General features: G+C 57.4%; 19 protein-coding genes and 2 riboswitches. Of the genes, 15 read left to right on the top strand and 4 right to left on the bottom strand.

What is annotated here, in order from left to right; genetic code table 11:
* The coding region (locus ACQR35_RS05930) for a transposase (protein WP_430269497.1) at window positions 1-387 on the top strand (387 nt) is incomplete at its 5' end.
* A gap of 1,182 nt (window positions 388-1,569) precedes the next feature.
* On the top strand, window positions 1,570-2,859 hold the full coding sequence (locus ACQR35_RS05935) for a helix-turn-helix domain-containing protein (RefSeq protein WP_430269498.1): 1,290 nt from the start codon (window positions 1,570-1,572) through the stop codon (window positions 2,857-2,859).
* Window positions 2,860-3,059: 200 nt separating this feature from the next.
* Here ACQR35_RS05935 and ACQR35_RS05940 read toward each other — a convergent pair whose 3' ends face one another.
* Both ACQR35_RS05940 and ACQR35_RS05945 read right to left on the bottom strand, forming a co-directional pair.
* Window positions 3,060-5,480 (bottom strand): S8 family peptidase, encoded by a 2,421-nt coding sequence (locus tag ACQR35_RS05940; protein ID WP_430269499.1) that lies wholly within the window; start codon window positions 5,478-5,480, stop codon window positions 3,060-3,062.
* A gap of 9 nt (window positions 5,481-5,489) precedes the next feature.
* Window positions 5,490-6,656 carry an AAA family ATPase gene (locus ACQR35_RS05945; protein WP_430269500.1) on the bottom strand — a complete coding sequence of 389 codons (1,167 nt, stop codon included), beginning with the start codon at window positions 6,654-6,656 and terminating at the stop codon, window positions 5,490-5,492.
* Window positions 6,657-6,892: 236 nt separating this feature from the next.
* On the opposite strand from ACQR35_RS05945, the gene ACQR35_RS05950 reads away from it, so the two are divergent.
* The 10 genes from ACQR35_RS05950 to ACQR35_RS05995 all read left to right on the top strand — a co-directional run bounded on the left by ACQR35_RS05950 (window position 6,893) and on the right by ACQR35_RS05995 (window position 20,972).
* Window positions 6,893-8,290 (top strand): SIR2 family protein, encoded by a 1,398-nt coding sequence (locus ACQR35_RS05950; protein WP_430269501.1) that lies wholly within the window; start codon window positions 6,893-6,895, stop codon window positions 8,288-8,290.
* A 999-nt stretch (window positions 8,291-9,289) separates the two neighbouring features.
* Window positions 9,290-9,769: a Dps family protein gene (locus ACQR35_RS05955; protein WP_430266736.1), complete on the top strand. Its 480-nt coding sequence runs from the start codon at window positions 9,290-9,292 to the stop codon at window positions 9,767-9,769.
* A 143-nt stretch (window positions 9,770-9,912) separates the two neighbouring features.
* Window positions 9,913-10,767: an SDR family oxidoreductase gene (locus tag ACQR35_RS05960; RefSeq protein WP_430269502.1), complete on the top strand. Its 855-nt coding sequence runs from the start codon at window positions 9,913-9,915 to the stop codon at window positions 10,765-10,767.
* A 79-nt stretch (window positions 10,768-10,846) separates the two neighbouring features.
* Window positions 10,847-10,945: riboswitch (glycine riboswitch) on the top strand.
* Between the two features lies 1 nt (window position 10,946).
* A riboswitch (glycine riboswitch) is annotated at window positions 10,947-11,049 on the top strand.
* 52 nt (window positions 11,050-11,101) lie between these two features.
* A complete protein-coding gene (gene gcvP, locus ACQR35_RS05965; RefSeq protein ID WP_430269503.1) occupies window positions 11,102-13,957 on the top strand; it encodes an aminomethyl-transferring glycine dehydrogenase in 2,856 nt (951 codons plus the stop codon).
* A gap of 11 nt (window positions 13,958-13,968) precedes the next feature.
* Window positions 13,969-15,093: a glycine cleavage system aminomethyltransferase GcvT gene (gene gcvT, locus ACQR35_RS05970; protein WP_430266739.1), complete on the top strand. Its 1,125-nt coding sequence runs from the start codon at window positions 13,969-13,971 to the stop codon at window positions 15,091-15,093.
* 17 nt (window positions 15,094-15,110) lie between these two features.
* Window positions 15,111-15,494, top strand: coding sequence for a glycine cleavage system protein GcvH (gene gcvH / locus ACQR35_RS05975; protein ID WP_430266740.1), 384 nt, complete (start codon window positions 15,111-15,113; stop codon window positions 15,492-15,494).
* Window positions 15,491-16,783: a serine hydroxymethyltransferase gene (glyA, locus tag ACQR35_RS05980; RefSeq protein ID WP_430269504.1), complete on the top strand. Its 1,293-nt coding sequence runs from the start codon at window positions 15,491-15,493 to the stop codon at window positions 16,781-16,783. The genes gcvH and glyA overlap by 4 nt, the downstream gene beginning before the upstream one ends.
* 89 nt (window positions 16,784-16,872) lie before the next feature.
* Window positions 16,873-18,270: an L-serine ammonia-lyase gene (locus tag ACQR35_RS05985; RefSeq protein WP_430266742.1), complete on the top strand. Its 1,398-nt coding sequence runs from the start codon at window positions 16,873-16,875 to the stop codon at window positions 18,268-18,270.
* 62 nt (window positions 18,271-18,332) lie between these two features.
* Window positions 18,333-19,406, top strand: a complete 1,074-nt coding sequence (locus ACQR35_RS05990) for a lipid II:glycine glycyltransferase FemX (RefSeq protein ID WP_430266743.1) — start codon at window positions 18,333-18,335, stop codon at window positions 19,404-19,406.
* A gap of 78 nt (window positions 19,407-19,484) precedes the next feature.
* Window positions 19,485-20,972, top strand: coding sequence for a threonine/serine ThrE exporter family protein (locus tag ACQR35_RS05995; RefSeq protein ID WP_430266744.1), 1,488 nt, complete (start codon window positions 19,485-19,487; stop codon window positions 20,970-20,972).
* A 113-nt stretch (window positions 20,973-21,085) separates the two neighbouring features.
* Here ACQR35_RS05995 and ACQR35_RS06000 read toward each other — a convergent pair whose 3' ends face one another.
* Window positions 21,086-21,934 carry a siderophore-interacting protein gene (locus tag ACQR35_RS06000; RefSeq protein WP_430269505.1) on the bottom strand — a complete coding sequence of 283 codons (849 nt, stop codon included), beginning with the start codon at window positions 21,932-21,934 and terminating at the stop codon, window positions 21,086-21,088.
* Between the two features lie 29 nt (window positions 21,935-21,963).
* A complete protein-coding gene (locus ACQR35_RS06005) occupies window positions 21,964-22,731 on the bottom strand; it encodes a uracil-DNA glycosylase (RefSeq protein ID WP_430266746.1) in 768 nt (255 codons plus the stop codon).
* A 127-nt stretch (window positions 22,732-22,858) separates the two neighbouring features.
* Here ACQR35_RS06005 and ACQR35_RS06010 point away from each other — a divergent pair, with 127 nt between their 5' ends.
* From ACQR35_RS06010 to ACQR35_RS06020, 3 genes are read left to right on the top strand one after another with little or no spacing between them, the layout of a single operon-like run.
* Window positions 22,859-23,230: a DUF3263 domain-containing protein gene (locus tag ACQR35_RS06010; protein ID WP_430266747.1), complete on the top strand. Its 372-nt coding sequence runs from the start codon at window positions 22,859-22,861 to the stop codon at window positions 23,228-23,230.
* 47 nt (window positions 23,231-23,277) lie between these two features.
* The gene (locus tag ACQR35_RS06015; protein WP_430266748.1) at window positions 23,278-23,925 is read left to right on the top strand and encodes a LytR C-terminal domain-containing protein; all 648 of its coding nucleotides are present in this window, start codon (window positions 23,278-23,280) and stop codon (window positions 23,923-23,925) included.
* Between the two features lie 21 nt (window positions 23,926-23,946).
* Complete coding sequence (locus ACQR35_RS06020; protein ID WP_430269506.1) at window positions 23,947-25,194, top strand: ABC transporter substrate-binding protein; 1,248 nt, start codon at window positions 23,947-23,949, stop codon at window positions 25,192-25,194.
* The last annotated feature ends 185 nt before the right edge of the window (window positions 25,195-25,379 follow it).

A 25,379-nucleotide genomic window follows, 5' to 3' on the forward strand; every position in this document is an offset into this window, starting at 1 on the left:
CGCCTGGAAGACTTGTTTGCCGCTGATGCGCATGTTGAGGTGGAGGCCACGTGGGGCATCTATCAATGCATGATTGCTGCCTACCGGGAGAAAGACAGTGCCCAAGGCAAGATGCTCATGCAGGCCGTGGTTGACTCCGTCAGCACTGGCGTGCCGACTGCGCTCACTGAACTCAAAACACTCGGCCGGACCCTGAAACGACGAGCCGATGATGTGCTGGCCTACTTCGACCGGCCAGGGACCTCAAACGGTCCCACTGAAGCGATTAATGGAAGATTGGAACACCTCCGAGGCTCTGCCCTCGGCTTCCGCAACCTCACCAACTACGTCGCCAGATCACTGCTGGAATCAGGCGGATTCAGACCGAAACTACACTCTCAATTCTGAAGAGCCGTTTTCCCCTTTGGCTGGAGCGGTTCGGCGCCTTTGTCCGGATCTTTTCGGCTTATGACGGGCCTTGCCTAGATCAGGGAAGGTCGGCAATTCCCGCGGCGTCGGTGGCGAAGTGACCGTCGGCAAATTCTCGTTTGTTGTCATTGCGCTGCGTGGGTGCTCAATAGCTGACGTTTATGACGTACCTTCTGGCGTCAGAAGCGGCACGGATGCAAATGGATGAGGGATAGACTCCCTCTTGCGGTACGGATATTTCCGGTTGAGCATCGCCGAGAATTACGACCTAAATACCCTGTATCTCGTCGGTTAGATTTGTCCTGGATGAGGCAGAAGGGTGTTCCGGATTGGCGATTAGCGGACCGTGATGCTGGCACGAACCGATATTCACCGCGAGAACTGCCGCAGATCCGTTGAGTCGGCTCTGCCGCGGTGCGACCGTACCTCGGCCGGAAAGGAGCAGTGCACAAGCGCTAATCTCCTCAAGAAGTAGCGGCAAGAGACCCCTGAGCATTCCAAAGAGTTCACTCGGGTATGTCCAAGGTGATCTAATCATCGCTTTTGTGGGTTTATGGCAAGCTATTGCATTGCCAAGTGAGAAACGAGTGTCGGTGAGACGGGCGTCGTTGAACACGACAAAGAGGATTGGGCTGGTCAATGGACCCGCTGGTGCATGGAACCTGGATTTTAGGACTTAGAAGGTGCTGGCCATTAGCTGTGCCCAGGAGGGTGCGTAGAAGATGTGGTCATATTCGTCGCTTTCGAACTAGTGCTCTGCATGTTGGAATGTTTGGGAAGGGTAACGGGTACTAGTGGCCGGTCAGCCGGTCAGCCGTTCAGGCTTCCTGCAGGGGAAGTAATGGCGACAAGTGGCATGACCGGAACTTCGGAAGGGCCTCCAACACAGGCAAGGAACTGCCATGGGATGCCGACATGGAGAACATTCTACGGACCGCTGCCCGTACTGGGCCAAGTCGTAGCCCACCGTCCACAAACCCAAAACGCCCCACGATTCGTTGACCCGCTTGTGGGGCGCTTTGGTGAGCAGGAGTGGAATAGGCGGGCCGGCAACTGACATGCATGAGAGGGGCCGCAGTTGGCGCACGCATCGTTAATGAGCCGGATGTAGGATCGATCGTTGACCTTGGTTGAAAGTGCAGTACTACAGGAGACAGCTTCGTGGCAATCTACAATCCACCAAAAGGCGAATACGTACGTCCGCCAGGAGTTCACAGAATCGATGATCCGAGGAAGACCGAATCGTTTGACTCTCACTACGTGCGAGGAGCTTACTTCCACAAAGCAGCTTTCAAAGGGTTGCATGATCGGCAGGTTGTCGATGTGGAGCTGGTTCCTGAGCCAGGCAACCCCTACGACAAGTGGGCTGTTGCGCTGCACGTCGACCGAAAACGTATCGGATACATTGGCAGTGACTATGCCTCGCTCTGGCAGGACATCGTTCGAGCTTTCAACCGTTCCGGCAAGGCAGTGGTCGCTCCGGGCCTCATCGTTGACGCCGAAGGGTGTGTAGCGACGGCTTTTCTGCCGTGGTTGCGATGGGCAAAGCCGTATGGACCAGAGTTTCATGAGGAGTGCTCAGCTATCACCGGAGCCCTAAGTTCAGGCGAAAGCGATGCACTTTTAGGAATTTTCCCAACGAGGCATTCGTCTGCGACGATTGCTCGCTTGCAAGGCCTTGCAAATCTTGCGCCATCATTGAACTGGGGATCTCAGGACCCTGGCGAGGACTTGCCGATCCAGTTGGTCTGGCATTTGCTTCGGATCTTCGACCAGCGACAAGCAGAGAAGCGAGAATCCGAGGAGCTACTGCTCAAACAGCAGCGCGCTGTAGCCTTCCGACTGCGTGCTGCTGATCGGATGTCCTTTGTTGCAATCGCAGGTAAGCTGGGTTGCTCCCCGGGGATTGCCAGTAAGCGGTACCGCCAACATGTCGAAGGCTTATCCACCAATGAAAGAAACCTGCACGAGACTCTGATGGCGGAAGGCGACTCAAACTTTGCGGAACAAGTGTTGGCCATGTACGCCGAGGGATCCAGCATTGGGTCGATTGCCAGCAGCTTGGGGAGTTCTCACGGGACAGTCTCCCGAACTCTGAAAGACTCGGGAGTCTTGATCATTGATCGCAATGCTGAAGCGCGACGTGAACGACTCGAACGATGCAGGGAAGCATGTCGCCTTCAGAGTCAGGGATCCATACGTCGGGACATAGCTGCCACCATTGGTGTGTCCGCTGGTACAGTCAAAATCCTACTGAAGGACGGGAAATTCTTTGATGCTCCCGCCACGGACAGCGAGAGACTGAGTAATGCCCGGCGGTCCCGACCTCCCGAGTTAAGCCGCCTCGATGCAACCCAAGCCGCAAGGATTCTGGGTATGACAGAGCAAAAACTGCTGGCAGCGAGAAAAGACCACGCCATGCTCGTCGAGTTGTATGGGAAGTCATTTTAGAGTTCTTGGCCTGAGGGGTCTCAAAGCCAGTACGGCGGCGATGTACTTCAAGGCCATGGGTGTGAAGCCTAGGGCCAGTTGAGGCTTCGGCGTGTCGGAGGGAAATTTTCTCTCCATTAGCGTCGTCTAATTCCACTAATCAAAAGTAAAGGCTGGGCAATTTTCCCTCAGCTGAGTCGAAATTTTCGACACGGAGGAAGTCAGAATCCGGCACGAGGACGAATCTGTACAGCGGTTCTGATATCGGCTATGGCGACATCTCTCGCCTGTAAGGAGCGACGCATCTGATTGAAAATAGGAGCCTCGCCCCAGGGGTCTGTGATTGTCAGGATGGCCGCAAATGGAATGCCTTCGGCCGGCAACGCGAACCCACTCCTTGACAATGGCTCAACGACCAGTCGGAACTGTGAGGAAGTTCCAACCCCGGCCTTCTGAGTCTTCCTTGACCACTTCTTGACGGCGCCCCACTTTTGTCCCTCCTTGACTCTTTCTCGCTCAAGGCCAGAAGTCGCCCTGGAGGTGAAGAACCCTCCGTAGGACAGTTCTCCCGTTTTAGGGTCGACTTTCTCCTGCCGCAGATACGCCTCAAGGTTTACTCGAACAGTCTCACTTCCGTAACTCAGATCTAGTGGGGGTCTGTAGACCAATGTGAGTGTGGCTTCGCCAGCGCATTTCCCATCCCGGCGCACCAACGCTTGGGGCCACTGAAAGTCAAACGATAGGGCCTTCTTGTTCTTAAGTTGCGCCTCAAAAACGAGAGTAATGGAGTGGTCGTCAGTTAGAAGAGTGTTTTCGGATACTTGGGGTAGGCCGAAGCCGACAAAGTCTTTGGAGACATGGGTCAGCTTCTTATGCGCCATGTGTGCGGGCGCTGAGGCGCCGTGGATGGCTAGGGCTGTCAGTGTCTCTCTCTTAACTGTGCCAGCAATCTTGTGGTCTATCTGTCCAAGAGTTTTCGCAACCAATGGAGCCGCATAACTTGTGCCGCAGCCCCCTACAATCTCACCCTTGGTGCTAAGCGAGTTAAGGAGATTGCCGGGATCTGCAGAACCACCGAGGTGACAAAGGTCAGGCTTACTGCCCAAAGCTAAGCCTGGACCTCGTCGTGAGTAGACGCTGGGCTTCAGATGGGCGTTCGAGGAAGTTCTAGGATCAAGGGCAGCGACGACAACGGACCTGAAGCTGTCAGCTGGCTGGTGCAGGCGATCTAAGCCGGAATGCCTGTAGTTCGCCAGCATGGCTAGGGCATCATCGGCTTGGTCTGGCCAGTCTGGGCGGAACTGGAGCTCTGGCAGGTTCCCTGTCGGCAGCACAAATATAATGTCATGTTTGTCGGCGATAGCGTCAAGACGCGCGGCAAAGGGGCTGTACACGTCGTCGCGCACCAGTTCATGGACGGCAAGGGACATGTTGAAAACGCGGGCCCCAGCTTCAACGGCCGATTCTATTTCAAAGTCCAGCTGTTCTAAGAAGTCCATAAAACCGTTCGGATAAGCCTCCGCGTACCCGTGGTCGTCGGTAATATGAAGGCCAAGATCATATATTTTGCATGGACTCTCCGCAGCTTCTGCGTGTTCATTCAAGGTTTGGGCATCGGAAATCAATGCCCCTATGAACGTGCCGTGGCTTGTGTCTTGTGCGGCGGGGTCCCCTGCAGCAGTTTGGCCAATTATCCAAGGATTCAGTGCCTCGATCGGAGCTATCCCAGTATCGATTACCCCCACCACGGGATAGCTTGCACCGCTAAGGGGCTCTCCAAAGACATGGCGTTCCCCTGTTCGTGCTTGGGTAACGGCGCTCTGGGTCGGCTCAATAATAGGTGGGAGCCAAATCTTGCGGACAAATGGCTCATCCTCTAGGACGCTCAGAACTCTCCGGAAATCCTCGGTTGTAGATTGTGAGGCCTCGCCCATGCCGAGCCGGAGAAAACCTCGTTCACTCCACCAGTCGGTGACTTGAGATGGGACGAGCGAGTGATCAATCGCTTGAAGTCGCTTCTGGAAGTTACCAAATTCCTTGAGCCGCCTACCGGATCCGCGCCAGTCCAGTTCCTCCACGGGAACAAACATCTGGATTAAAAAGTAGTGCCCAGAGCGGGGATTGCTTAACCAGGCAATCGCTTCGTCTAGAGAGAACTGCCTTCTATCACTTGCGCCGTACGGAATAATCTTTGAGATCGCCCCGACTTCGCTCCGGAGGCGGCTAGGGCTTGGCTTTACCTTCCCATGTTTGTCGGCCCGCAATCTAGTTTCAGGCTCAGCGGTTGCTATATTCCGGATTACATTGTCCATCGCACCGGCCGTGAATTCCACTAGGAGTTCACCGAAATCCGAAACACCACAGATAGGCGCTACCTCCGGTTTCAGCAGCGACTGCGTGGGCCTATGCGACTTCGCCAAAGCTCTGGTTCGGAGAGCAACTCGCGCAAATCCGGTGGTATGCCCAGACGAAGCTAGCGATGCTTTAGCAGCGCTAAATTGGCCAATAAGGTCAGACTTGTGGACATCGAAATCAAGATCACGTTCGGCAAAGAAGTCCGTATTGGAGCCTCCTGCGGTCGTCTGGATGTCGTCCACGAACGACCCGCTGTTGAGCACTATCTGAATCGGGTTATTGGCCACGGTGCTTGCCTACTTTCTCGTCCAACGACTTATTGTCGACTGCGTTGTATTAAACAGTCGAGCCAGGGATTCTTGGGTGAAACGTATCTCCTCGTCACTGCTCAACCGCCGGGCCAGCTTTTCGGAATCATCCGCAAAAATCGCCTGCCGAGGAGAATCCGAATGATCTGCGCTGAGCAACGCGTTGACGCGCAACGCGTCCAAAAGAGACTTGCGACCGGTACCGTTCATCACGAGATATCGTTTGATCGAATTACAAAGAGTTTCTATCTCCGCACCGCTTCTACCGTCGGTGAGCCACGCCAAAAAATCGATATCAACTTCTTCAACCGGTACGCCGCTCAGAAACCGGGCCACCATACGAACCCTTGACTGCGCTCCTGGCCTCGGAATCTCGACACGAGAGTCAAAGCGCCTCCAGATGGCCGCGTCAAGAAGATGCTCGTGATTGGTGATTGCGATCGTAAACCCCCGCTCACGCCTGTCATCCAAGCACTGGAGAAGCGTGTTGACAACCCGCTTGATCTCACCCAGCTCGTGAGGATCGTCTCGTACCTTTGCGACTGCGTCGAACTCATCCAGAAGCAGGATGCAGTCGTAACGGTTGGCGAACTCGAAGAGATTCGCAATATTTCTGGCCGTTGTTCCAAGGAAAGATGAGATTAGTCCATCCAGGCGGGCAGTTACAAGCGGGAGCTCCATCTGCTCCGCGATGACTTTAGCCAGTGCCGTTTTACCTGTGCCAGGTGCCCCGTATAACAACAGATTCAACGGAGGGCGAATTCCGGCCTTTATCAGCATTGCTGCACTTTGCCACTCGGCGACTAGAGCTTCGATCGCCTTGCTGAGGGGTGCATCCAGAATTGGCTCCAGACCCTTTTCTCCTTCTCCCGGAAAGACTACGGAGGCCAGTGGGGCTCCGGATTCCTTGTCAACGGGAGCTTGAACAGATCGCGTCATACGCTCGACAGAGGCTGCCGCAAGGACAACCCGTGTGGGCGCAAGTGAATCCGTTGCCTTCTTGGTAGCCAGAACGAGCGAGAGCGACTCCGCTTGGTCGCCATGCCCTTGCTTGGCCAAGGCATCGCATAGCTTGCCAATATTGCGGATCAGGGTCGGGTTTGGGGACCGCATCGCCGTTCGGCAGATCGCTAGTACCGTTGCGAAATTCTCCACGTTCTCACTCACCTACATATAAAGAAGTTAAATCCAATACACAGTAGCCTAGCATGACTAAATACTTCAATACATGCATATTTGAGGATACTTTGTGCATGATAAGTCGTGCCGAAGCATGGTCCAGCGGGGAGTTGCTTCGTACAGTCTCGACAGTCGCTCTACTGGCTGAAGCGTTCCTAACTAGATAAAAAGGGTGGTCAGAGTTCGGCCTGGTCTTCTGCGATACTGATCCAGTGAGTGGAGCTGAAATTGACGAAACGGTAGTCGACGTCCTCAAGAGGATCGACACAGATGACCATTTTGCGATTCTGCTTGGCGCGGGCGCATCGGCTGGCGCCGGCCTGCCAGATTGGAACACCTTGTCTTGTAGGCTGCTGATGCTCAGCGGTGCTATCGCGGACGAGAATACCGCTATCGCATTCTTGGCTGCCCAAGATCCGGCACTGGCCGCGGAGGCTGCCAAATCCGCGTCAGTGGACTGGGAACAGATCCTAGTTGAGGCACTCTATGGTGGAGGTATAGTAGCTCCGGAACCTGGGGCGCTCCATTTGGCGGCGGCAAACCTAGCCATTGCTCGCAATCCGGGTGATGTCGAAATCTTCACTCTGAACTTTGATCTGCTTATTGAGGCAGCGCTCAGCGAAGTCGCTGAGGAAGTAGGAAAGTCCATTTCGCTCTTCACCCGCACAGCCGGGATGCCAAGAGCTAAGCCAGCCCAATACGAGGTACATCATCTTCACGGGGCGATCGACCCTGACTCTAGACAAGCAACAGACATAGTCTTGACCTTGTCAGAATTTAACAAACTCGTCGTAGAGCCGCACCCGTGGCAGGCTACGGCCTTGGATAATGCGCTCCAACGAGGCCCGCTGATACTTGCCGGAACCTCCTACCGTGATGCCGACATAAGATCGTGGCTCCATGGCCTGAGTGCAGCTACCAAAGATCGGGTGGTCGTTTTTCTTGCCCGACAAGGCCTAGGCTTGAACAAGGAGCAATTCTCCAAGGTTCAGGGCGCTCTGGAGCAGCAATGGACTGCCATCGGAGTCCAGCCCATCATCACGCAAGACCATGCAGATGCAGCGCAGGCCCTTAAGGAGTTGCCGCACCTGGGAAACCCCGGCTATCTCTCGCCTCGTTCACGTTCGCAAGTTTTGTGGCGTCATTGCCTTGATAATTTTGCAACTCTTCAACAGGACCACTCGGCTGTGCTTGAGGGCCACTTGCGTCACTTAATGACCACCGTGGGGGTGCCTGCGAACCTCGTCCTATGGTTGTCGGACGGTGAAGGATCCGCGGTGCGCTGGTCTGCACCAGACCGCATCTACAAGAATCCTGATTCCTTGCGACAGGTTCCGACGGGACACGACAGTCCTTGGATTGTCGGTCAGTGTTTGGGGAGCAATGAAGTGATCGCTGAGGATCTAAACGGACTTTCGGACGATATTCGGAGATGGAAACACGTTATAGCGCTGCCTATCACTGTGGAGCGCAACGGGGGGCCAGCCTTCACGTACGCAGCCATAACGGCCGCCCTCACTGAAACGCCAGAGGCTTCGGTGCTTGACAGCTGGATCGATGGGCTGAGCACCATCGCTGAAGACTGGTCTGACATGCTCAGTCTTCTATAGTAGACACCGATTCCGACCAAGCCTCTTCTAAAGTGTCGAGGATTAGCGATAGAGTATTAACGATAGGAGGGTTCTCGATGAAGTCAACAGAAAAGACTACAGTTCAGGAACTGCGGAAGGGCGTGTATCGATTGACGTCTGCGGGCAGTCGCAGCGCAGTCACGGGCAAGTTCACGTCCCCGAAATCCTCGAGCCAAGGGCAGCTGAGTTCTGTCGCTCTTCGCGGCACCAACACGGAAAAAAAGCCTCGAGGTTAATGCTGATCGACCGGAGTTCTTTCTGCAGCATGCTGGGGGATCCGGTTCTAGGGCAGTGGTCAAACGCCCAATCTTCCCTACGAGAGTATGAGCTGGAGGGTGCAGGTTATCCAGGTATCATGCTGAGCGCCGCTTTTCGTGTCCCGGCCGGTTGACGGGATTCTACAAGTACCGCGTAATGCCCACGGCATCAGAGTGCCGGAGCGCTATCTCAGTATCAGTCGTATGTCAGGTCTGGCTGTCGATGATGATGGAGCCGCATGCCTTTTCCATTGGGATTTATGTGTCTACACCGCCGCCAGAGGCCCGCACTGGGGAAATTTGATCCGACTGTTGTTCAGCGGCACGAGAGCATGAAGTTACAACCGACTCTCCATAAACCCTCCAGAATGAACGGAAACTGGCGACTATTTAGTACCTTCTATTGTTCCGGTTCGCAACCTAGAACAATGGCCAAAATGGGGTATTGACAAGGGTTAATGGTCCTGTTTTTCTAAAGCGGGGGTCGTCGGTTCGAATCCGACAGGGGGCCCAAATTTTTTCTGCCGAGTGGGTAGATAATGTCCCTTAGGCCAGTGCCTAAGGGACATTATCTACCCACTCGGCGTTTAAGCGGGTGGGCCGCTTAAACGGGTTAAGCAGGCGGCGAACGCCTAGAGCCAAGCACCCTCATTTCCGTTAGCCTCGAAGTATTGGAACGTAATCATCGGACCATGCAGTAATCGGACTAAGAGGAGTCATTATGAAAGCTTCACCGACACTGACCAACAACCTTCAGGCCGTTCTGGCTGACTTGATTGAGCTTCACCTCCAAGGCAAGCAAGCACACTGGAACATCGTGGGCGCCAACTTCCGCGACCTTCACCTGCAGCTAGACGAAGTGATCGCCGATGCCCGAACTTTCACCGATGAAATTGCTGAGCGTATGCGTGCCCTTCATGCAGTTCCGGACGGTCGCAGCGCCTCCGTAGCTAAAACCACTTCGATCGAACCGTTCCCGGACGGCCTCATCAACACCAAGGACGCCGTGGACCGGGTTGTTGCCGCCCTCGAGGCTACTGTGGGCACGGTCCGCAAGGTCCACGACCAGGTTGATGAAGAGGACCCCACCTCGGCTGACTTGCTGCACGCCGTGATCGCCAAGCTTGAGCAGTACGCGTGGATGATCGGCGCGGAAAACATGAAGACCAACACCTCAGTCACCACCCCGGATCACAAGTAAAACCCGGATCACAAGTAAAAACAGCAAAATTACGACGGCGGCACTCGGCCAGGAATCCCCGTGGACTCCCAGCCGGGTGCCGCTGTTCTGAGGCGCAGAAATCGCTGCGCTTACCTCCCTGAAAGTGGGAGTAGCATCGGCGTATGAGCTCTCTACCGGCACTTGCAATCACTGGTTCCACTGGTCAATTGGGTGGGGCTGTTGCACGTATTTTGGCTGACGCAGGCGTTGCGCAACGGTTACTGGTCCGGGACCACTCGCGGGCACGTCAACTTCCTGGGGCAGAAGCCGTCCTGGTGAATTATTCGGACACCACTTTCACTCAAGAGGCGCTGGCCGGGGCCAAAACGTTGTTCTTTGTTTCCGCTGCCGAGGCTGAGGACCGGCTCCAACAACACTTCAACGTGGTGGACGCCGCCGCGGCTGCAGGGGTGGAACACATGGTGTACACCTCATTTTTTGGTGCGGCACCTGATGCCACCTTCACACTAGGCAGAGACCACTATGCCACCGAGGAGCACATCCGGAACTCGGGTATGGCGTATACCTTTTTACGGGATAACTTCTACATCGACTTCTTCGCAGCCCTTGCCGGAGAAGACGGCGTGATCCGCGGCCCAGCGGGCAGCGGAACCGTAGCGGCAGTGACGCGTGCGGACGTAGCGGAAGTAGCCGCCGTCGTACTTCAAAACCCAAGCCAGCACCGCAACCGCACTTACAGTCTCACCGGGCCCGAGGAGCTCACGCTCGGTGAGGTGGCTGAAATTCTTAGTGCCGAAACAGGCCAGCAGGTGCGTTATCACAACGAAACGGTGGACGAAGCGTACGAGTCTCGCGCTTCCTACAGCGCACCGCCGTGGCAACTTGACGCGTGGGTGAGCACCTACACTGCCATTGCGAATGGCGAACTGTCCGGCACCACCACAGACGTTTTTGACATCACCGGACATCGTCCGCGGAGTCTGCGGGAATTCCTTCAAGACGAGGGGCAAAACTAGAGCTTCCGCGGTTTGCTGTGGGACCTGTGGTGTAGGACAATGGAAGCTGTGACTACGGTCACCCAACTGAATATGCCAGTGATCTGCGGCGGGAGAGTCCTGCAAGTAGGTACATGCAGGCGCCGTAGGAGCAATACCTCCCCAGGAATCTCTCAGGCCCATGTACCGCCGCGGCAAGGCAACTCTGGAAAGTAGTCAGGCGTCAGCCGTGGCTCACCGACGGTGCAAGCGATAGGTCTAAGACCCCGCGGAATCTCTCAGGTCCAATACAGAGCGGGGAGGAACCACCATCGCTGTGGCGTATCCTGCGCCGCCCAAGTATTGGAGTTCCTTCGTGACGGTTAGTTCCACCTCCACCACCTTCGTAGACCGCCATATTGGTGCCCGGCGCGAAGCTGACATCAACACCATGCTCAAGGCTGTTGGCCACAGCAGTGTCGACTCGCTTGTGGACACTGCAGTGCCCAAGGACATCCGCCAAGAAGTGGCTCTGACCTTGCAAGACGCCCTGAGTGAAGTTGAAGTTTTGGAAGGTCTGCGCAAGCTTGCCAGCAAGAACAAAACCGCCGTTCAGCTGATTGGCCAGGGCTACTACAACACCGTCACGCCCGCCGTGATCCGCCGCAACATCCTCGAAGCCCCCGCCTGGTACACGGCTTACACTCCGTACCAGCCCGAGATTTCTCAGGGCCGCCTCGAAGCACTCCTGAACTTCCAGAGCATGGTCCAAGACTTGGTGGGCCTGCCGATCGCTAACGCCTCCCTGCTGGATGAAGCCACCGCCGTGGCCGAGGCAGTGCTCTTGATGCGCCGGGCCAACAAAAATAAGGACGCCAAGGACGGCAAAACCGTTCTGGACGCTGATCTGCTGCCGCAGACCATCGCCATTGTTCAGGGCCGTGCCGAAGCCTTGGGTTTCGAGGTGGAGGTCGCTGACCTTTCCACCCGACTGCCCGAGGGCGCCATCAACGGCATCGTTCTTCAGCAGCCCGGCGTTTCCGGCCACGTGTTTGACCACGCCCCGGTGATCGCCGCTGCCAAAGAACGTGGCGCTATGGTCACTGTTGCCGCCGATCTGCTTTCCCTCACATTGATCACCCCTCCCGGTGAGCAGGGCGCAGACGTTGCAGTGGGTTCCGCTCAGCGCTTGGGTGTTCCTTTGTTCTTTGGTGGCCCGCACGCCGCCTACATGGCGGTTCAAAAGGGACTTGAGCGTTCCATGCCGGGCCGCCTGGTGGGCGTTTCCAAGGACAACGCCGGAACCCCCGCCTACCGCTTGGCGCTCCAGACCCGCGAGCAGCACATTCGCCGTGAAAAGGCCACGTCCAACATCTGCACCGCGCAAGCGCTGCTGGCTATTGTGTCCTCCTTCTACGCTGTGTATCACGGCCCGGACGGGCTCAAAGCGATCGCCGAGACCACCCACAACCATGCACGGAGCCTCGCCACCGCGCTGCGGGCTGCTGGTCTGGAACTGGCTCACACAAGCTTCTTTGACACCCTCACGGTGAAGGTTCCCGGCAAGGGCGCCCAGATCATTGCGGACGCCGAAGCCAAAGGCCTGAACCTGCGCCCCATTGACGCTGACACAGTGGGCATCTCGGTTGACGAGACCACCACTGAGCAAATTGTTGCAGCAGTCGCTGAAGTGTTTGGCGCAACGGTTGACGCTCACAAGATGAGCGAAGAATTTTCCCTAGCTTCCGGCGTCGAACGTGTCTCTGACTATCTTCAGCACCCGGTCTTCAACACGCACCGCTCCGAAACCCAGCTCCTTCGCTACATTCGCAAGCTCTCCGACCGTGACTTGGCACTGGACCGCACCATGATCCCGCTGGGTTCGTGCACCATGAAGCTCAATGCCACGGCCGAGATGGAAGCAATCAGCTGGCCCGAGTTCGCTTCGATCCACCCCTTCGCCCCGGAATCCCAGACCGAGGGATGGCGTGAACTGATCGACGGGCTTGAAGCTGACCTCGCTGAAATCACTGGCTACGATCAGGTCTCCATCCAGCCGAACGCTGGCTCACAGGGCGAGCTCGCCGGCCTGCTGGCCATCCGTGGATACCACCGCTCCCGTGGCGACGAACAGCGCAACATTTGCCTCATCCCAGCCTCCGCGCACGGCACCAACGCTGCCTCCGCGGTGCTCGCCGGAATGAAGGTTGTGGTGGTGGCTACCGCCGCCGACGGCACCATCGATCACGCTGATTTGAAAGCAAAAATTGAGGCCAACAAGGACGTCCTTGCGGCGATTATGATCACCTACCCGTCCACTCACGGTGTGTACGACGCCGATGTGCGCGAAGTGTGCGACGCCGTCCACGCCGCTGGTGGTCAGGTGTACATCGACGGCGCTAACCTCAACGCGCTGGTCGGTTTGGCCCAGCCTGGCAAGTTTGGCGGCGACGTCTCCCACCTGAACCTGCACAAGACGTTCTGCATCCCACACGGTGGTGGTGGACCCGGCGTTGGCCCGGTTGCCGCAAAGGCCCACTTGGCTCCCTTTATGCCGGGTAACGCAGCGGATGCAGCCAACGGTGAATCCGGTACGCCGATCTCCGCTTCACGCTACGGCTCTGCCGGAGTGCTGCCGATTTCCTGGGCTTACGTGAAGCTAATGGGCGGTGCCGGTTTGACCGAAGCCACCAAGTCAGCACTGCTCGCAGCTAACTACATTGCCGCACGCTTGAACGAGCACTTCCCGGTCCTTTACACGGGTGAAGGCGGACTCGTAGCTCACGAGTGCATCCTTGACCTGCGCGAACTCACCGCCAAAACGGGCGTCACAGCCGAGGACGTGGCCAAGCGGCTCATCGACTACGGTTTCCACGCACCGACCCTCGCGTTCCCGGTAGCCGGAACTCTGATGGTGGAGCCCACAGAATCCGAAGACCTCGGCGAGATTGACCGGTTTATCACCGCCATGATCTCCATCAAGGGCGAGATTGACCAAGTGCTGCACAACGAGTTCACCCTCGAGGACAGCCCGCTGCGCAACGCACCGCACACGGCCGCAGCAGTGGTGTCCTCCGATTGGAACCGCAGCTACCCGCGCGAACAGGCTGCCTTCCCGGTTCACTCGCTTAAACAGGACAAGTACTTCCCGCCGGTTGGCCGCATCGACGGCGCCGCCGGTGACCGCAACCTGGTCTGCTCTTGCCCGCCTCTCTCCGACTTCGAAGACTAAGGATCCCCAACATGACTGAGAATCACACAGCCCTGTACTCCGAACACGAAAAAGCCGGAGCCTCCTTCACCGACTTCGGTGGCTGGCAAATGCCACTGAAGTACGGCTCCGAACTGGCCGAGCACCACGCAGTACGCAAAGCAGCTGGCCTCTTTGACCTCTCCCACATGGGCGAAGTGTGGGTCAGCGGCCCGGATGCAGGCGCATTCCTTGACTATGCGCTCGTGGGTAAGCTCTCCGCCGTCGCCGTGGGCAAGGCTAAGTACTCGCTGATTTGCGCCGAGGACGGCGGCATCATTGATGACCTGATCTCTTACCGCCGCGCTGATGACAACTACCTCGTGGTGCCCAACGCTGGCAACGCCAAAGTAGTGGCGGAAGCGCTCGCCGAGCGTGCAGCAAATTTTGACGTGCAGGTTCGGGATGCCTCGGCAGAAACCTCGCTGATAGCGGTTCAGGGACCCAATGCTGAAGCCATTTTGCTGAGCCTGATCCCGGCAGCTCAACACTCACTGATTACCGAGCTGAAGTACTACGCCGCCGTTGAGGTGGGCATTTTGTTCAACGGTGGCTCGCAGAACTTGCTGGTAGCTCGCACGGGTTACACCGGTGAGGACGGCTTTGAAATCTATGTTGCCAACCAGGACGCTGCAGCCTTGTGGCAGGCACTCTTGGCTACCGGGGCGGACCACGGTCTCATCCCGGCAGGCCTCGCATCCCGCGACTCATTGCGCCTGGAAGCCGGAATGCCGCTTTACGGCAATGAGCTCTCGCTCCAGCGCACTCCCTTTGACGCCGGGCTGGGTCCGGTAGTTGCGCTGAAGTCCAAAGAAGGCGACTTTGTGGGACGGGCTGCGTTGGAAGCGGCGAAGGAAGCCGGTTCCGCTCAGGTTCTGGTGGGTCTGAAGGGCTTGGGTCGCCGTGCCGGACGTGGGCACTACCCGGTGACCAAGGATGGTGTCACAGTAGGTGAAGTGACTTCTGGCCAGCCGAGCCCCACCTTGGGCTACCCCGTAGCCTTGGCATACGTGGATGCCGAGTACGCCGAAGTTGGCACAGCATTAGACATCGATTTGCGTGGAAAGTCCGAGCCTTTTGAGGTTGTGGCTTTGCCGTTCTACAAGCGTCAGAAATAGAAAAGGACCGAACTGTTATGGCAAAAGTTGCACCGGAACTCCAGTACTCCGACGAACACGAATGGGTGGCCCGCGAGGCTGACAACGTAGTGAGCATCGGCATTTCTGCGATCGCCACAGACGCCTTGGGTGACATTGTGTACGTGGATCTGCCGGAAATTGGTTCTTCCGTTACTGCCGGGGAAACCTGCGGCGAGGTGGAATCCACCAAGTCCGTCTCTGATCTGTACGCCCCCGTCACCGGCGAAGTCACGGAGATCAACTCTGCAGTGATTGATGACCCTGCATTGATCAACAATGACCCCTATGGCGCTGGCTGGCTGTTCAAGGTTGCAGCCACCGAGGATGGTCCTTTGCTTTCCGCACAGGAGTACGCCTCCAAAAACGGTGGCGAACTGTGACCACCTTTGAGCAGGTTGTAGCGCCGTCGCTCGACGCGCAACTGAGCGATCTGGATCCGGAAATTTCGGTCAAGATCAACGATGAATTGGCTCGCCAGCGCGGTGGATTGGAAATGATCGCCTCGGAGAACCACACGGCTGTTGCTGTGATGCAGGCGCAGGGTTCTGTGCTGACCAACAAGTACGCAGAGGGTTACCCGGGCAAGCGCTACTACGGTGGCTGCGAGCACGTTGACGTTGTTGAGCAGCTCGCCATTGACCGTGTGAAGGCGCTGTTCGGCGCCGAGTACGCCAACGTGCAGCCACACTCTGGCGCTCAGGCCAACGCCTCGGTGATGCACGCGCTCATCAAGCCGGGGGACACCATCATGGGCCTGAACTTGGCTCACGGCGGTCACCTCACGCACGGGATGCGCATCAACTTCTCCGGACGCCTCTACAACGTAGTTCCTTACGGCGTTCGCGAAGATACTCACACGGTGGACATGGCCGAGGTGGAGCGTCTTGCTCTCGAGCACAAACCGGCGCTAATCGTTGCCGGTTGGTCTGCATACGCCCGTCAGCTGGACTTTGCCGAGTTCCGCCGGATTGCTGATGCTGTTGGCGCTTATTTGATGGTGGACATGGCGCACTTCGCTGGATTGGTTGCAGCTGGCCTGCACCCGAGCCCGGTGCCGCACGCCCACGTCACCACTTCCACAACACACAAAACCCTTGCGGGTCCGCGTGGTGGAATCATCCTTTCCAATGACGCTGACATAGCTAAGAAGATCAACTCTGCAGTGTTCCCCGGCCAGCAGGGTGGCCCCTTGGAGCACGTGATTGCCGGTAAAGCTGTGGCGTTCAAGATTGCTGCATTGCCCGAGTTCAAGGAACGCCAAGAACGAGTGCTTCTGGGCGCCCGTATTTTGGCCGATCGTCTCATCCAGGACGATGTTGCGTCCAAGGGCATCTCGGTGATCTCCGGTGGCACGGATGTTCACTTGGTGCTGGTTGATCTGCGAAATTGTGACTTGGACGGTCAGCAGGCCGAGGATCGTCTCGCGGAAATCGACATCACGGTCAACCGCAACGCTGTACCTTTCGATCCGCGCCCGCCGATGGTCACCTCCGGTTTGCGTATCGGAACGCCTGCGTTGGCGACCCGCGGCTTCGGCGAAGCGGCTTTTGTGGAAGTTGCTGACATCATTGCTGAGGCGCTAATGGCCGACGCCGGAACGGACCTTTCGGGGCTCCGTCACCGTGTGGAGATACTCGCCGCCGCGCACCCGCTGTACCCAGGGCTCTAGCAGCCCCCGAGTTGGCACTTCGCGCGCATGTTTCCTCGAAACACCCGCGCGAAGTGCCAACTCGATCAAATATTTAGTAAGGAAATCACATGGCCGTTGGCGTCTTCGATCTGTTTTCGATCGGAATTGGTCCGTCCAGTTCTCACACCGTTGGTCCCATGCGGGCCGCCGCGGTGTTCGCAAGCGAGCTCAAAGACAAAGGCGTCCTAGAAAACGTGGCTTCGCTGCGCGTGGACTTATATGGCTCGCTCGCTGCCACGGGCAAAGGCCACGGGACCATGACCGCCGTGCTGCTGGGCCTTGAGGGCTTTTATCCGGACTTGATCCTCCCCGAAGAGGTGGAGGAACGTCTGGCTGCGATTGAATCCAGCGGGGAACTGCAGCTAGGCGGCTCACAAACCCTCGCCTACAGTGTGCCGGACATGATCCTGCACCCGCTCACAGTGCTGGCACGCCACACTAACGGGATGAAGTTCGCGGTCACTGATGCTGCGGGCGAAGTACTTCACGAGGCCACCTTTTTCTCGGTGGGTGGCGGTTTTATTGTTCGCGAAGGCGAAGAAGATGCGGCCCTCAAAGAGCTGGCGGAGTCCAAAAAAGAACTGCCACTGCCGTTCCGCACCGCAGCAGAACTCTTGGGCCGTTGTTCGTCCAAGGGACTGGGCATCTCGGACATTATGTACATCAACGAACGCGCGTCCCGCACGGATGAAGAAATTCGTGAGGGGCTCCTGCACATCTATTCGGTGATGGAAGCCTGTGTTGAAAAGAGCATCAAACGCGAAGGCTTGCTACCCGGCGGACTGAAAGTTCGTCGTCGTGCTCCGGACTGGCACATCCGCCTACTCAAGGAGGACAAGGACCGGGATCCCAAGTATTGGCAAGAGTGGGTTAACTTGGTGGCGCTGGCTGTCAACGAGGAAAACGCCTCGGGCGGACGAGTGGTGACTGCCCCTACCAACGGCGCCGCTGGCATCATCCCTGCCGTCTTGTACTACGCCTTGCACTTTGCCCCCGGTATGGAAAACGCCACTCAAGCAGACCGCGACGACGTGGTGATCAAGTTCCTGCTCACGGCTGGTGCTATCGGGGTGCTTTACAAGGAACAGGCGTCCATTTCTGGCGCCGAGGTTGGTTGCCAGGGTGAGGTGGGTTCAGCCTCGTCCATGGCTGCTGCAGGGCTCGCCGAGGTTATGGGCGGTACTCCGGCGCAAGTAGAAAACGCTGCCGAAATTGCCATGGAACACAACCTTGGCCTCACGTGTGATCCCATCGGCGGGCTGGTCCAAGTTCCGTGCATCGAACGCAACGCCATTGCTGCAGCGAAAGCTATCAATGCCGCCAAAATGGCACTCTGGGGGGACGGCTCACACAGGGTCTCCTTGGATGAAGTGATCATCACTATGCGTGAGACCGGCAAGGACATGAGCTCCAAGTACAAGGAAACTGCGATGGGCGGCTTGGCCGTGAACGTCGTGGAGTGCTGAGACTCGCCAGATAGACTGGCAGCTGTATTCACCTGCCGCTGCTACGAACGGACACTGCACCCTTGCGCGAAATTACCGCCCGTTTTGCTTCCGCTGAGGAAATCAAGAACTGGGACTCCCACGTTATTGCCAACCCCAATGGCGGCAACTTGCTGCAGTCTGAAGCGTTCGCCGAGGTTAAACAGCACTTCGGTTGGAAGCCGCTCTACATGGTCTACGAAGGCGCAAAATACACCAGCTACAACCTAGTGCTGGAGAAGTCCTTCCCGGTCATCGGCAAGCTGTGGTACATGATCAAAGGCCCGGACGTGGCTCACGTGGAGGACATCCCCGCGATCCTCAAAGCCAATGCAGCGTTTGTTCGCCGCGCACGGCTAGGCGTTTTTGCCATCAAAATTGAGCCGGACATCATTAAATCCCCAGAGGCTCAGGCAGTCCTTGAGGGTGCCGGTTTGATCAAAACGCACAATCTGCAGCCCAACGATTCCACAGCCCTGTTGGATATCACGCCTGAAGATAATCAGCTTCTGCGCAACTTGCACAGCCGGGGCCGCAACGCCGTGCGCCGCGCAATCCGTGAGGGCGTAGAAGTGCGCAACATGGAACCCACCGACGCAAACTTCCGCTCCATGTATGCGCTGATGACCAATACGGTGGAGGCTAAGTCGCAGGTGCGGGTTCGCGAATACGGGTATTACAAACAGTTTTGGACCAACTTCATCAAACGCGATCAGGGCCGCTTGCTGTTCGTTTTTGAAAACGGTGTGCCTTCGGTAGGTGCCTTTGTGATCAACTATGGCCGCAAGGGAACCTACAAGGACGGTGGCTCGCTCCAGAAACGCAGCCAGTACGGCGACTCCCACCTGGTCCAATGGACGGCCATCAACCAGCTCAAAGAGCTTGGCTGCACAGAGTATGACTTCTGTGGAACCCCGCCCAGCGACCAGCTCAAGGACACCTCCAACCCCTTCCATGGTTTGGGGCTGTTCAAGACCAGCTTCTCTAAAACCGTCACGGATTTTGTGGGCTGCTATGACCAAGTCCTGAGCCCCATCAAATACAAGGCGTGGACAGCGGGAGCCGAACGAGTGGCCCGTCAGCTGTACACACGCCGCACCGGCAAGCAGTTCTACTAAAGCTGCCACCTAGCTTCTGCAAAGGAACCGCGGCTAGGGTAAAACACTTGGCATCGGACTAGTGGCGAGGAGGGCTTAATGGCGATTGATTCAACGGGTAGTGAACAGAACCCGCAAACTGACGGTCTGCCCAAGACCGAGCCCCTAACGCCGTCGCAAATTCGAGCCAATGCCTCTGCCCGCCGTATGTTGCGCCGTCTAGTCCAAGGCGAGCACCCACCCACGGCACCTTTGAGCATTGTGGACCGCCTCGCCGGCAGCCCCTATGCGAACCCGACTATTCAGGTCAGCGGTATTGATGCCTCGGCCCGCAAAACCATCGACTTTGCGCTGCACCTAGCTGAGACCATGTTCCGTTACGGTGCTGGTGCTTTGGAAGTGGAGACTTCCATCATTGCTGTCACAGCGGCGTTGGGGCTGAAGAACATCGAAGTGGACATCACCAACCAATCGGTGGCCATCAACCATGCGCCAAAGGACCAAACGCCTATCTCACTTTTGCGTGTGGTGCGCTCATGGACCAACAACTACGCCGGCTTGGCAGAAGTTCACCAGCTGGTCACTGACATTATTGCCGGGGGTGTGGGCCGGGCCGAGGCGGTCAAGCGACTCGACACCATCACGCGCAGCACCAAACCGTTCCCGCGCTGGATGGTCACCATGGCCTTCGGTGTGTTCGCGGCGGTCATTGTTGGTGTGCTCGGTGGTGGGATTGGTGCATCGGCCATCGCCTTTGTCTCCAACCTCGCGGTGAGCCTTTTGGCCCGGCAACTGGCCAAATGGCGTGTTCCGGACTTTTTTATTACTTCCGCATGCTCATTTTTGGTGACCTTTATTGCGCTGCTGTTGTGGCGTCTAGGCCTGGGTATTCCACCATCCATTGTGGTGGTGGGCGGTATCTTGCTGCTTTTGCCCACTGGTCGGCTGGTCTCTTCGGTGCAAGATGCGATTAACGGCTTCCCGGTGACAGCTGCCGGACGGTTTTTGTCCACGATGCTTACCTTTGGTGCGTTGGTGGCTGGAATCGCTGTGGCATTTGTTCTGGGCGATATGACCGGTATGGCTGAGATTGACGTGACGGCAACCTTCCCACCTGCCTACCCGTTCTGGGTTTTAGTGGGTTTTGTAGCCATCGCCGTTGTGGCAATTGGTATCACCGAGCAGACCTCGTGGAAGCTTTTATTGCCTACCGCAGCTGTGGGTGTGGTGGGTTACTTGGTCCTGGAGGGTGCCCTGTTGATCGGCATTGGGGACCGGCTTTCACCGGCCGTTTCCGCCGTGGTGATCGGCATTTTGGCTCGCGTTTTTGCCTTGCGGATGGGTGCCCCACAGCTGGTGGTTGCCGTCCCTGCCGCCTTGATTTTGCTGCCCGGATTAAAGATATTCCGTTCCATGTATGTTTTGACGATCGCGGAATCGAACATCCTTTCCGGCACTGGCGGTATGGTCAACGCAGGCGCCATAGTGCTCGGCGTTGCAGCGGGAGTTGTGCTCGGTGACAGCCTGGCACGCCCCATGACCAAGGGCCTTGGAAGTAATGAACGACGGCGGATTCGCCGCCGCTAGCGTCTGGTTCAGCGAGTCAGAACTGTTTACTGACGCTCGGTCACCCGGTTCCCTGGAGGCTGTGGCACCCGGAAGGCCGGGGAGGTACGCGTCGACGGTTTAGGTATGGAGAGCTAGATCTTGCCTACTGGCGTTTTCTTCTCAGCCTGGAATTCATCTTCAACCCGACCCATGGCCCAGTACCCGGAGAGCGAGACTTGGCTACGTTCGAGCCCAAACTGGGTAAAGAGCACTGCCCGGAGGGACTTCATATAGCCGCGCTCGCCGTGTACAAAGGCGTAAACGCGAGCCTCGGGCAGTTGAATTCCACTCACGGCATTGATCAGCATGTCACTTGCCCCGGCCGGAATACCTTCGCGGAACAGCCACTGAACCTGAACGCCCTCTGGGGCATCAATAGCTTGCACGTCGGCTTGCGAGTTGACCTCCAAGACAGCCGCTCCCTTGGCGTCCCGGGGCAAGTATTCCAGAGCGGCTGAGATCGCCGGAACCGCAGCATCGTCGCCAGCAAATAAGTGCCATTCGGTATCCACCGCGGGGGAGTAGGCGCCGCCCGGGCCAGTGAAGACCAGTGCATCACCTGGCTGGGCGTCACGGGCCCACGGGCCAGCCAAGCCTTCGTCACCGTGAACCACAAAATCGATGGCGAGCTCTTGGGCAGCCTCATCAACCCACCGAATGGTGTACGTGCGTGTGAAGGGCCACTGCTCACGTGGAAAGTCTTCACGAATCTGCCACAGATCCAACGGCAAGGGGTACTCGATGCCACGCTGCGGGAAGGCGATTTTGATATAGCGATCAGTGAAGTCATTGTTCACAAATGAGGCGAACCCCGGGCCGCCAGCAATGATCCGTACCATGTGCTCGCTCAACGATCCCTTGCGCAAAACCTCCAGCGTTATTTGTGGCCGGCTCTTGGCAGGAGCGCTGGTGGACACGGGAGTTACCGGGTTTGAAGTCATGGATAAAGACTAGTCGGGGCGGCTGGGAGTTATGTCAGCTCCCAACTAACGGGCGCGGCACCCTGTAGTTCAAGCAATTCGTTCACCCGGCTAAAAGGCTTGGACCCAAAAAAGCCTCGGCTCGCGGACAATGGCGAGGGATGTGCGCTGACCACACTCGGGAACTCATTCACTAAAGGAAGAACCTGTTGAGCGTCTTTGCCCCACAGTACTGAAACCAGCGGCAAGGGGTGACCCAAGGCGTCCAGACGCGTGGCCAACGCAATCACTGCCGCCGTCGTAATTTCATCCCAGCCCAGCGAACGGTGTGAAGCGGCCGCCCCAGAACGTACTGTCAGGGTTCGGTTCAGGAGCAGTACACCTTGCCGGGACCAGCCGCTGAGGTCACCGTGAGCTGGAGGGTGGATGCCCAAGTCAGAGGAGAGTTCTTTATAGATGTTGTTCAGGCTCCGGGGGAGGGGGCGGACCGAGCCATTAACAGAGAAAGACAAACCCATCGCATGACCCGGGGTGGGATAGGGGTCTTGACCCACAATCAGGACTTTGACGTTCTCCAGTGGAAGCGCGAAGGCGGCAAAAACTGCGCTCGCTGCCGGGAGGACACTGCACGGGGCTGCGGCTTCCTCAGCTGCGAGACGCTCCAAAACTCGGCGCAAGGCCGGTTCAACCGGGGTCAAGGCGGGGACCCAGCTGCGATGAACCAATTCTTCCAAGGCTTGTGAACGGAGGTCCACATAGCTGGGACCGCTTTGGGCCGCTGTGGCAGGCAGTTCGAAGAGGGCTTCTGGATCACTCACCCGTCCATCTTGCACCACGTAGGTGCACTATCGCCCAAACGTGCTGACAGTGAGGAAGACACTCGAATGACATGGATGTAATTCGGTTCTAGTATGGAAGGAGCGTCGAACGGAAAGGGGCATCAGAATGTCTACTGCAGCGCAAGCAGCACCCGGCTATGGAACCGCCTCCGGACACGCCCAAACCGAGCCCAAAACTGGTGAACTCGGCACCGGTGAATCGTTCGAATTCGCACTCCGCTCTGACTCGGCCCTCAATGAGCGTGAACAGCAGATGCTGGCCCTCGAACGCCAGTGGTGGAAATATGCCGGAGCCAAAGAACAAGCCATTCGTGAACTCTTCGACCTCTCCGCAACGCATTACTACCAACTGCTGAATTCGCTCATCGACACTGAAGCGGCTCTGGCCCACGATCCCATGCTGGTCAAGAGATTGCGTAGACTAAGGACGTCACGTCAGAGGGCACGCACCGCCCGGCGCTTGGGGTCTGACGCATAAGTTTCGGGTCTCGCCCGGCTAGAACACCAGCAAGGACTCCGATAACCATGAGCAAATACCCGCGCGACGAATTTGATCGTGTCCCAGAATCCGCGGGCCGCCAGGGCGTCCACCGCGCCGCCGAATCCACACCACCGCGAGCAGCTCTCGCTCCTGTGTTGATCGCTGGCGCTGCCGCACTGTTGATTGGTCTTTTGGCTTACTTTGTGGTCCCGCAGATCACCGGCAAGCAAGTAGCGGCGAGCCCAAGTTCCAGCTCGCCAGCGAGCACAGCCAGCACAACCACCGCCCCGGCCGCTACATCACCAGCGAGCACAGGGCCAGCAACTACAGGGCCAGCAACTACAGCGCCGGCAACCACTGCGCCAGCTACTGAATCGGCGACGCCGAGCCAAACACCAACGCCCAGCGAGGCTGGCGAGGACAAAACTGTTCCCGTCTCGGTCTACAACGCCACGACAACCGCTGGACTTGGGGCGAGCGTAGGATCAAATCTTCAGAATAATGGCTGGACCTTGGGTGCGGTGGCCAACTGGCAGGGCGCACAGCAATCCACCTCGGTGATCTTCTACAACGGTGCCGTGCAGAAGGCCAACGCAGAGGCGCTGGGGAAGCTGCTGAATATTACTGTTCTGGTTGATACTCCGGACCTAGGGGAGCCTATTTCCGTTGTTTTGGGACCTGGGTTTCAGTAAACAATCGTGAGGATTTCAAGCATGAAGCGCAGCGTTGCCGTGATGATCGCCGGGTTGTTGGCCGCATCGGTGGCTGCCTGCTCGCCGAGCGGTGACAATGCGCGTACTGCCGATGTGCAAGCCAGCGGCGACGCCACCTTGCGGATTGGGCTCATTCTGGATAATTCAGGGAGCCAATCGTTCCTCAACGATTCTGCGCAAGCCGCTGTGAAACTTGCGGTCAAAGAGATCAATGATGCCGGTGGGCACAAGGGCAAAGACGTTGAACTTTTGCCGGTTTACCTCGGGCGGGACACAGCCGAACAGGCCCGCCGTATGGTTGAAGCCAAAGCAGACGCAGTGATTGGCCCCACCGATTCCTCGAACGTGGGACCGGCTGTGGATGTTCTGGCTAAAGCACATACGGTACTGATTTCCCCAGCCGCCACAGCCAACGCCCTCAGTACGTACAAGAGCAACGGTTACTTCTTCCGCACTATCGCCACGGACTCAGCGCAAGCACCAGTATTGGTCAAACTGGCCAAGGATGGTGGCGCGCACTCGGTGGCAGTGCTGCACGAAAAGAGTGACTACGGCAGCGATGTTGCCTCCGCTGTCTCGGCAGCGATCAAATCTGCAGGGCTCACTGAGAGCACAGTTGCAGAATTTGAACCCGGCGCCGCCGGGGAAGCCGTGAGCAAAATCGCCGAAGGTAAGCCAGACGCCGTCGTACTGATTGCTCGAAGCGGTGCCGACGGCGCTATCGCCGAACTGCACAACGCTGGGCTGAGCGGCAAAAAACTGGTGCTCGCCGACGGTGGCTTGGACAACTATGGTGACCGGATCGCCAAAGGTGCCCTTGAGGGGGCGAGTGTTTTGGTTCCCGGAGCCTTCCCGAGCGCCAAATTTCAAAGTGATCTTGTGGCTGTTGAACCGTCCCTCAAGGACATGAGTTTCGCCGCGGAAACCTATGATGCGGTGAATTTGGTGGCAATCGCCGCGGCCTCCGCACAGGACGACGCCGGTGCCTCCATCGCCGCGTCACTGATCGGCGTTTCTGGTCCAGGAGGTCCCAAAAACGATGGCAAAGCCACGGAGTGTAAGAACTACAAGGACTGCGCCGCGTTGCTGGCCAACGGCACTTCGGTGGATTACCAGGGCCAGTCAGGAACCGTGGGTTTTGATAGCCAAGGCGATGTGACCAGTGCTAATTTCATGGTCTTTGGCTTTGGTACGGACAACAAGCCCGTTTATCGTTCGCAAGAGACTGCTGGCAAAGCGTCCTCTTAAGGCGAACGGCCTTGCACTCTCACCCATGGAGTGCTAATTATTGAGTTAGCACTCCAGCACTTTGACTGCTAACCCGGTTTCGTGTGAATCGAGTTGCGTCAAGAGTTGGAGCAAGAGATAACACCTTGCAGGGTGAGGCTTTCGGTCTGCGGCATACAGAGGCCGTTAACGGGAGCCGTCCGTCG

It is taken from the genome of Pseudarthrobacter sp. J1738 (assembly GCF_050490315.1).
Taxonomy (GTDB): Bacteria; Actinomycetota; Actinomycetes; order Actinomycetales; family Micrococcaceae; genus JBNPEO01.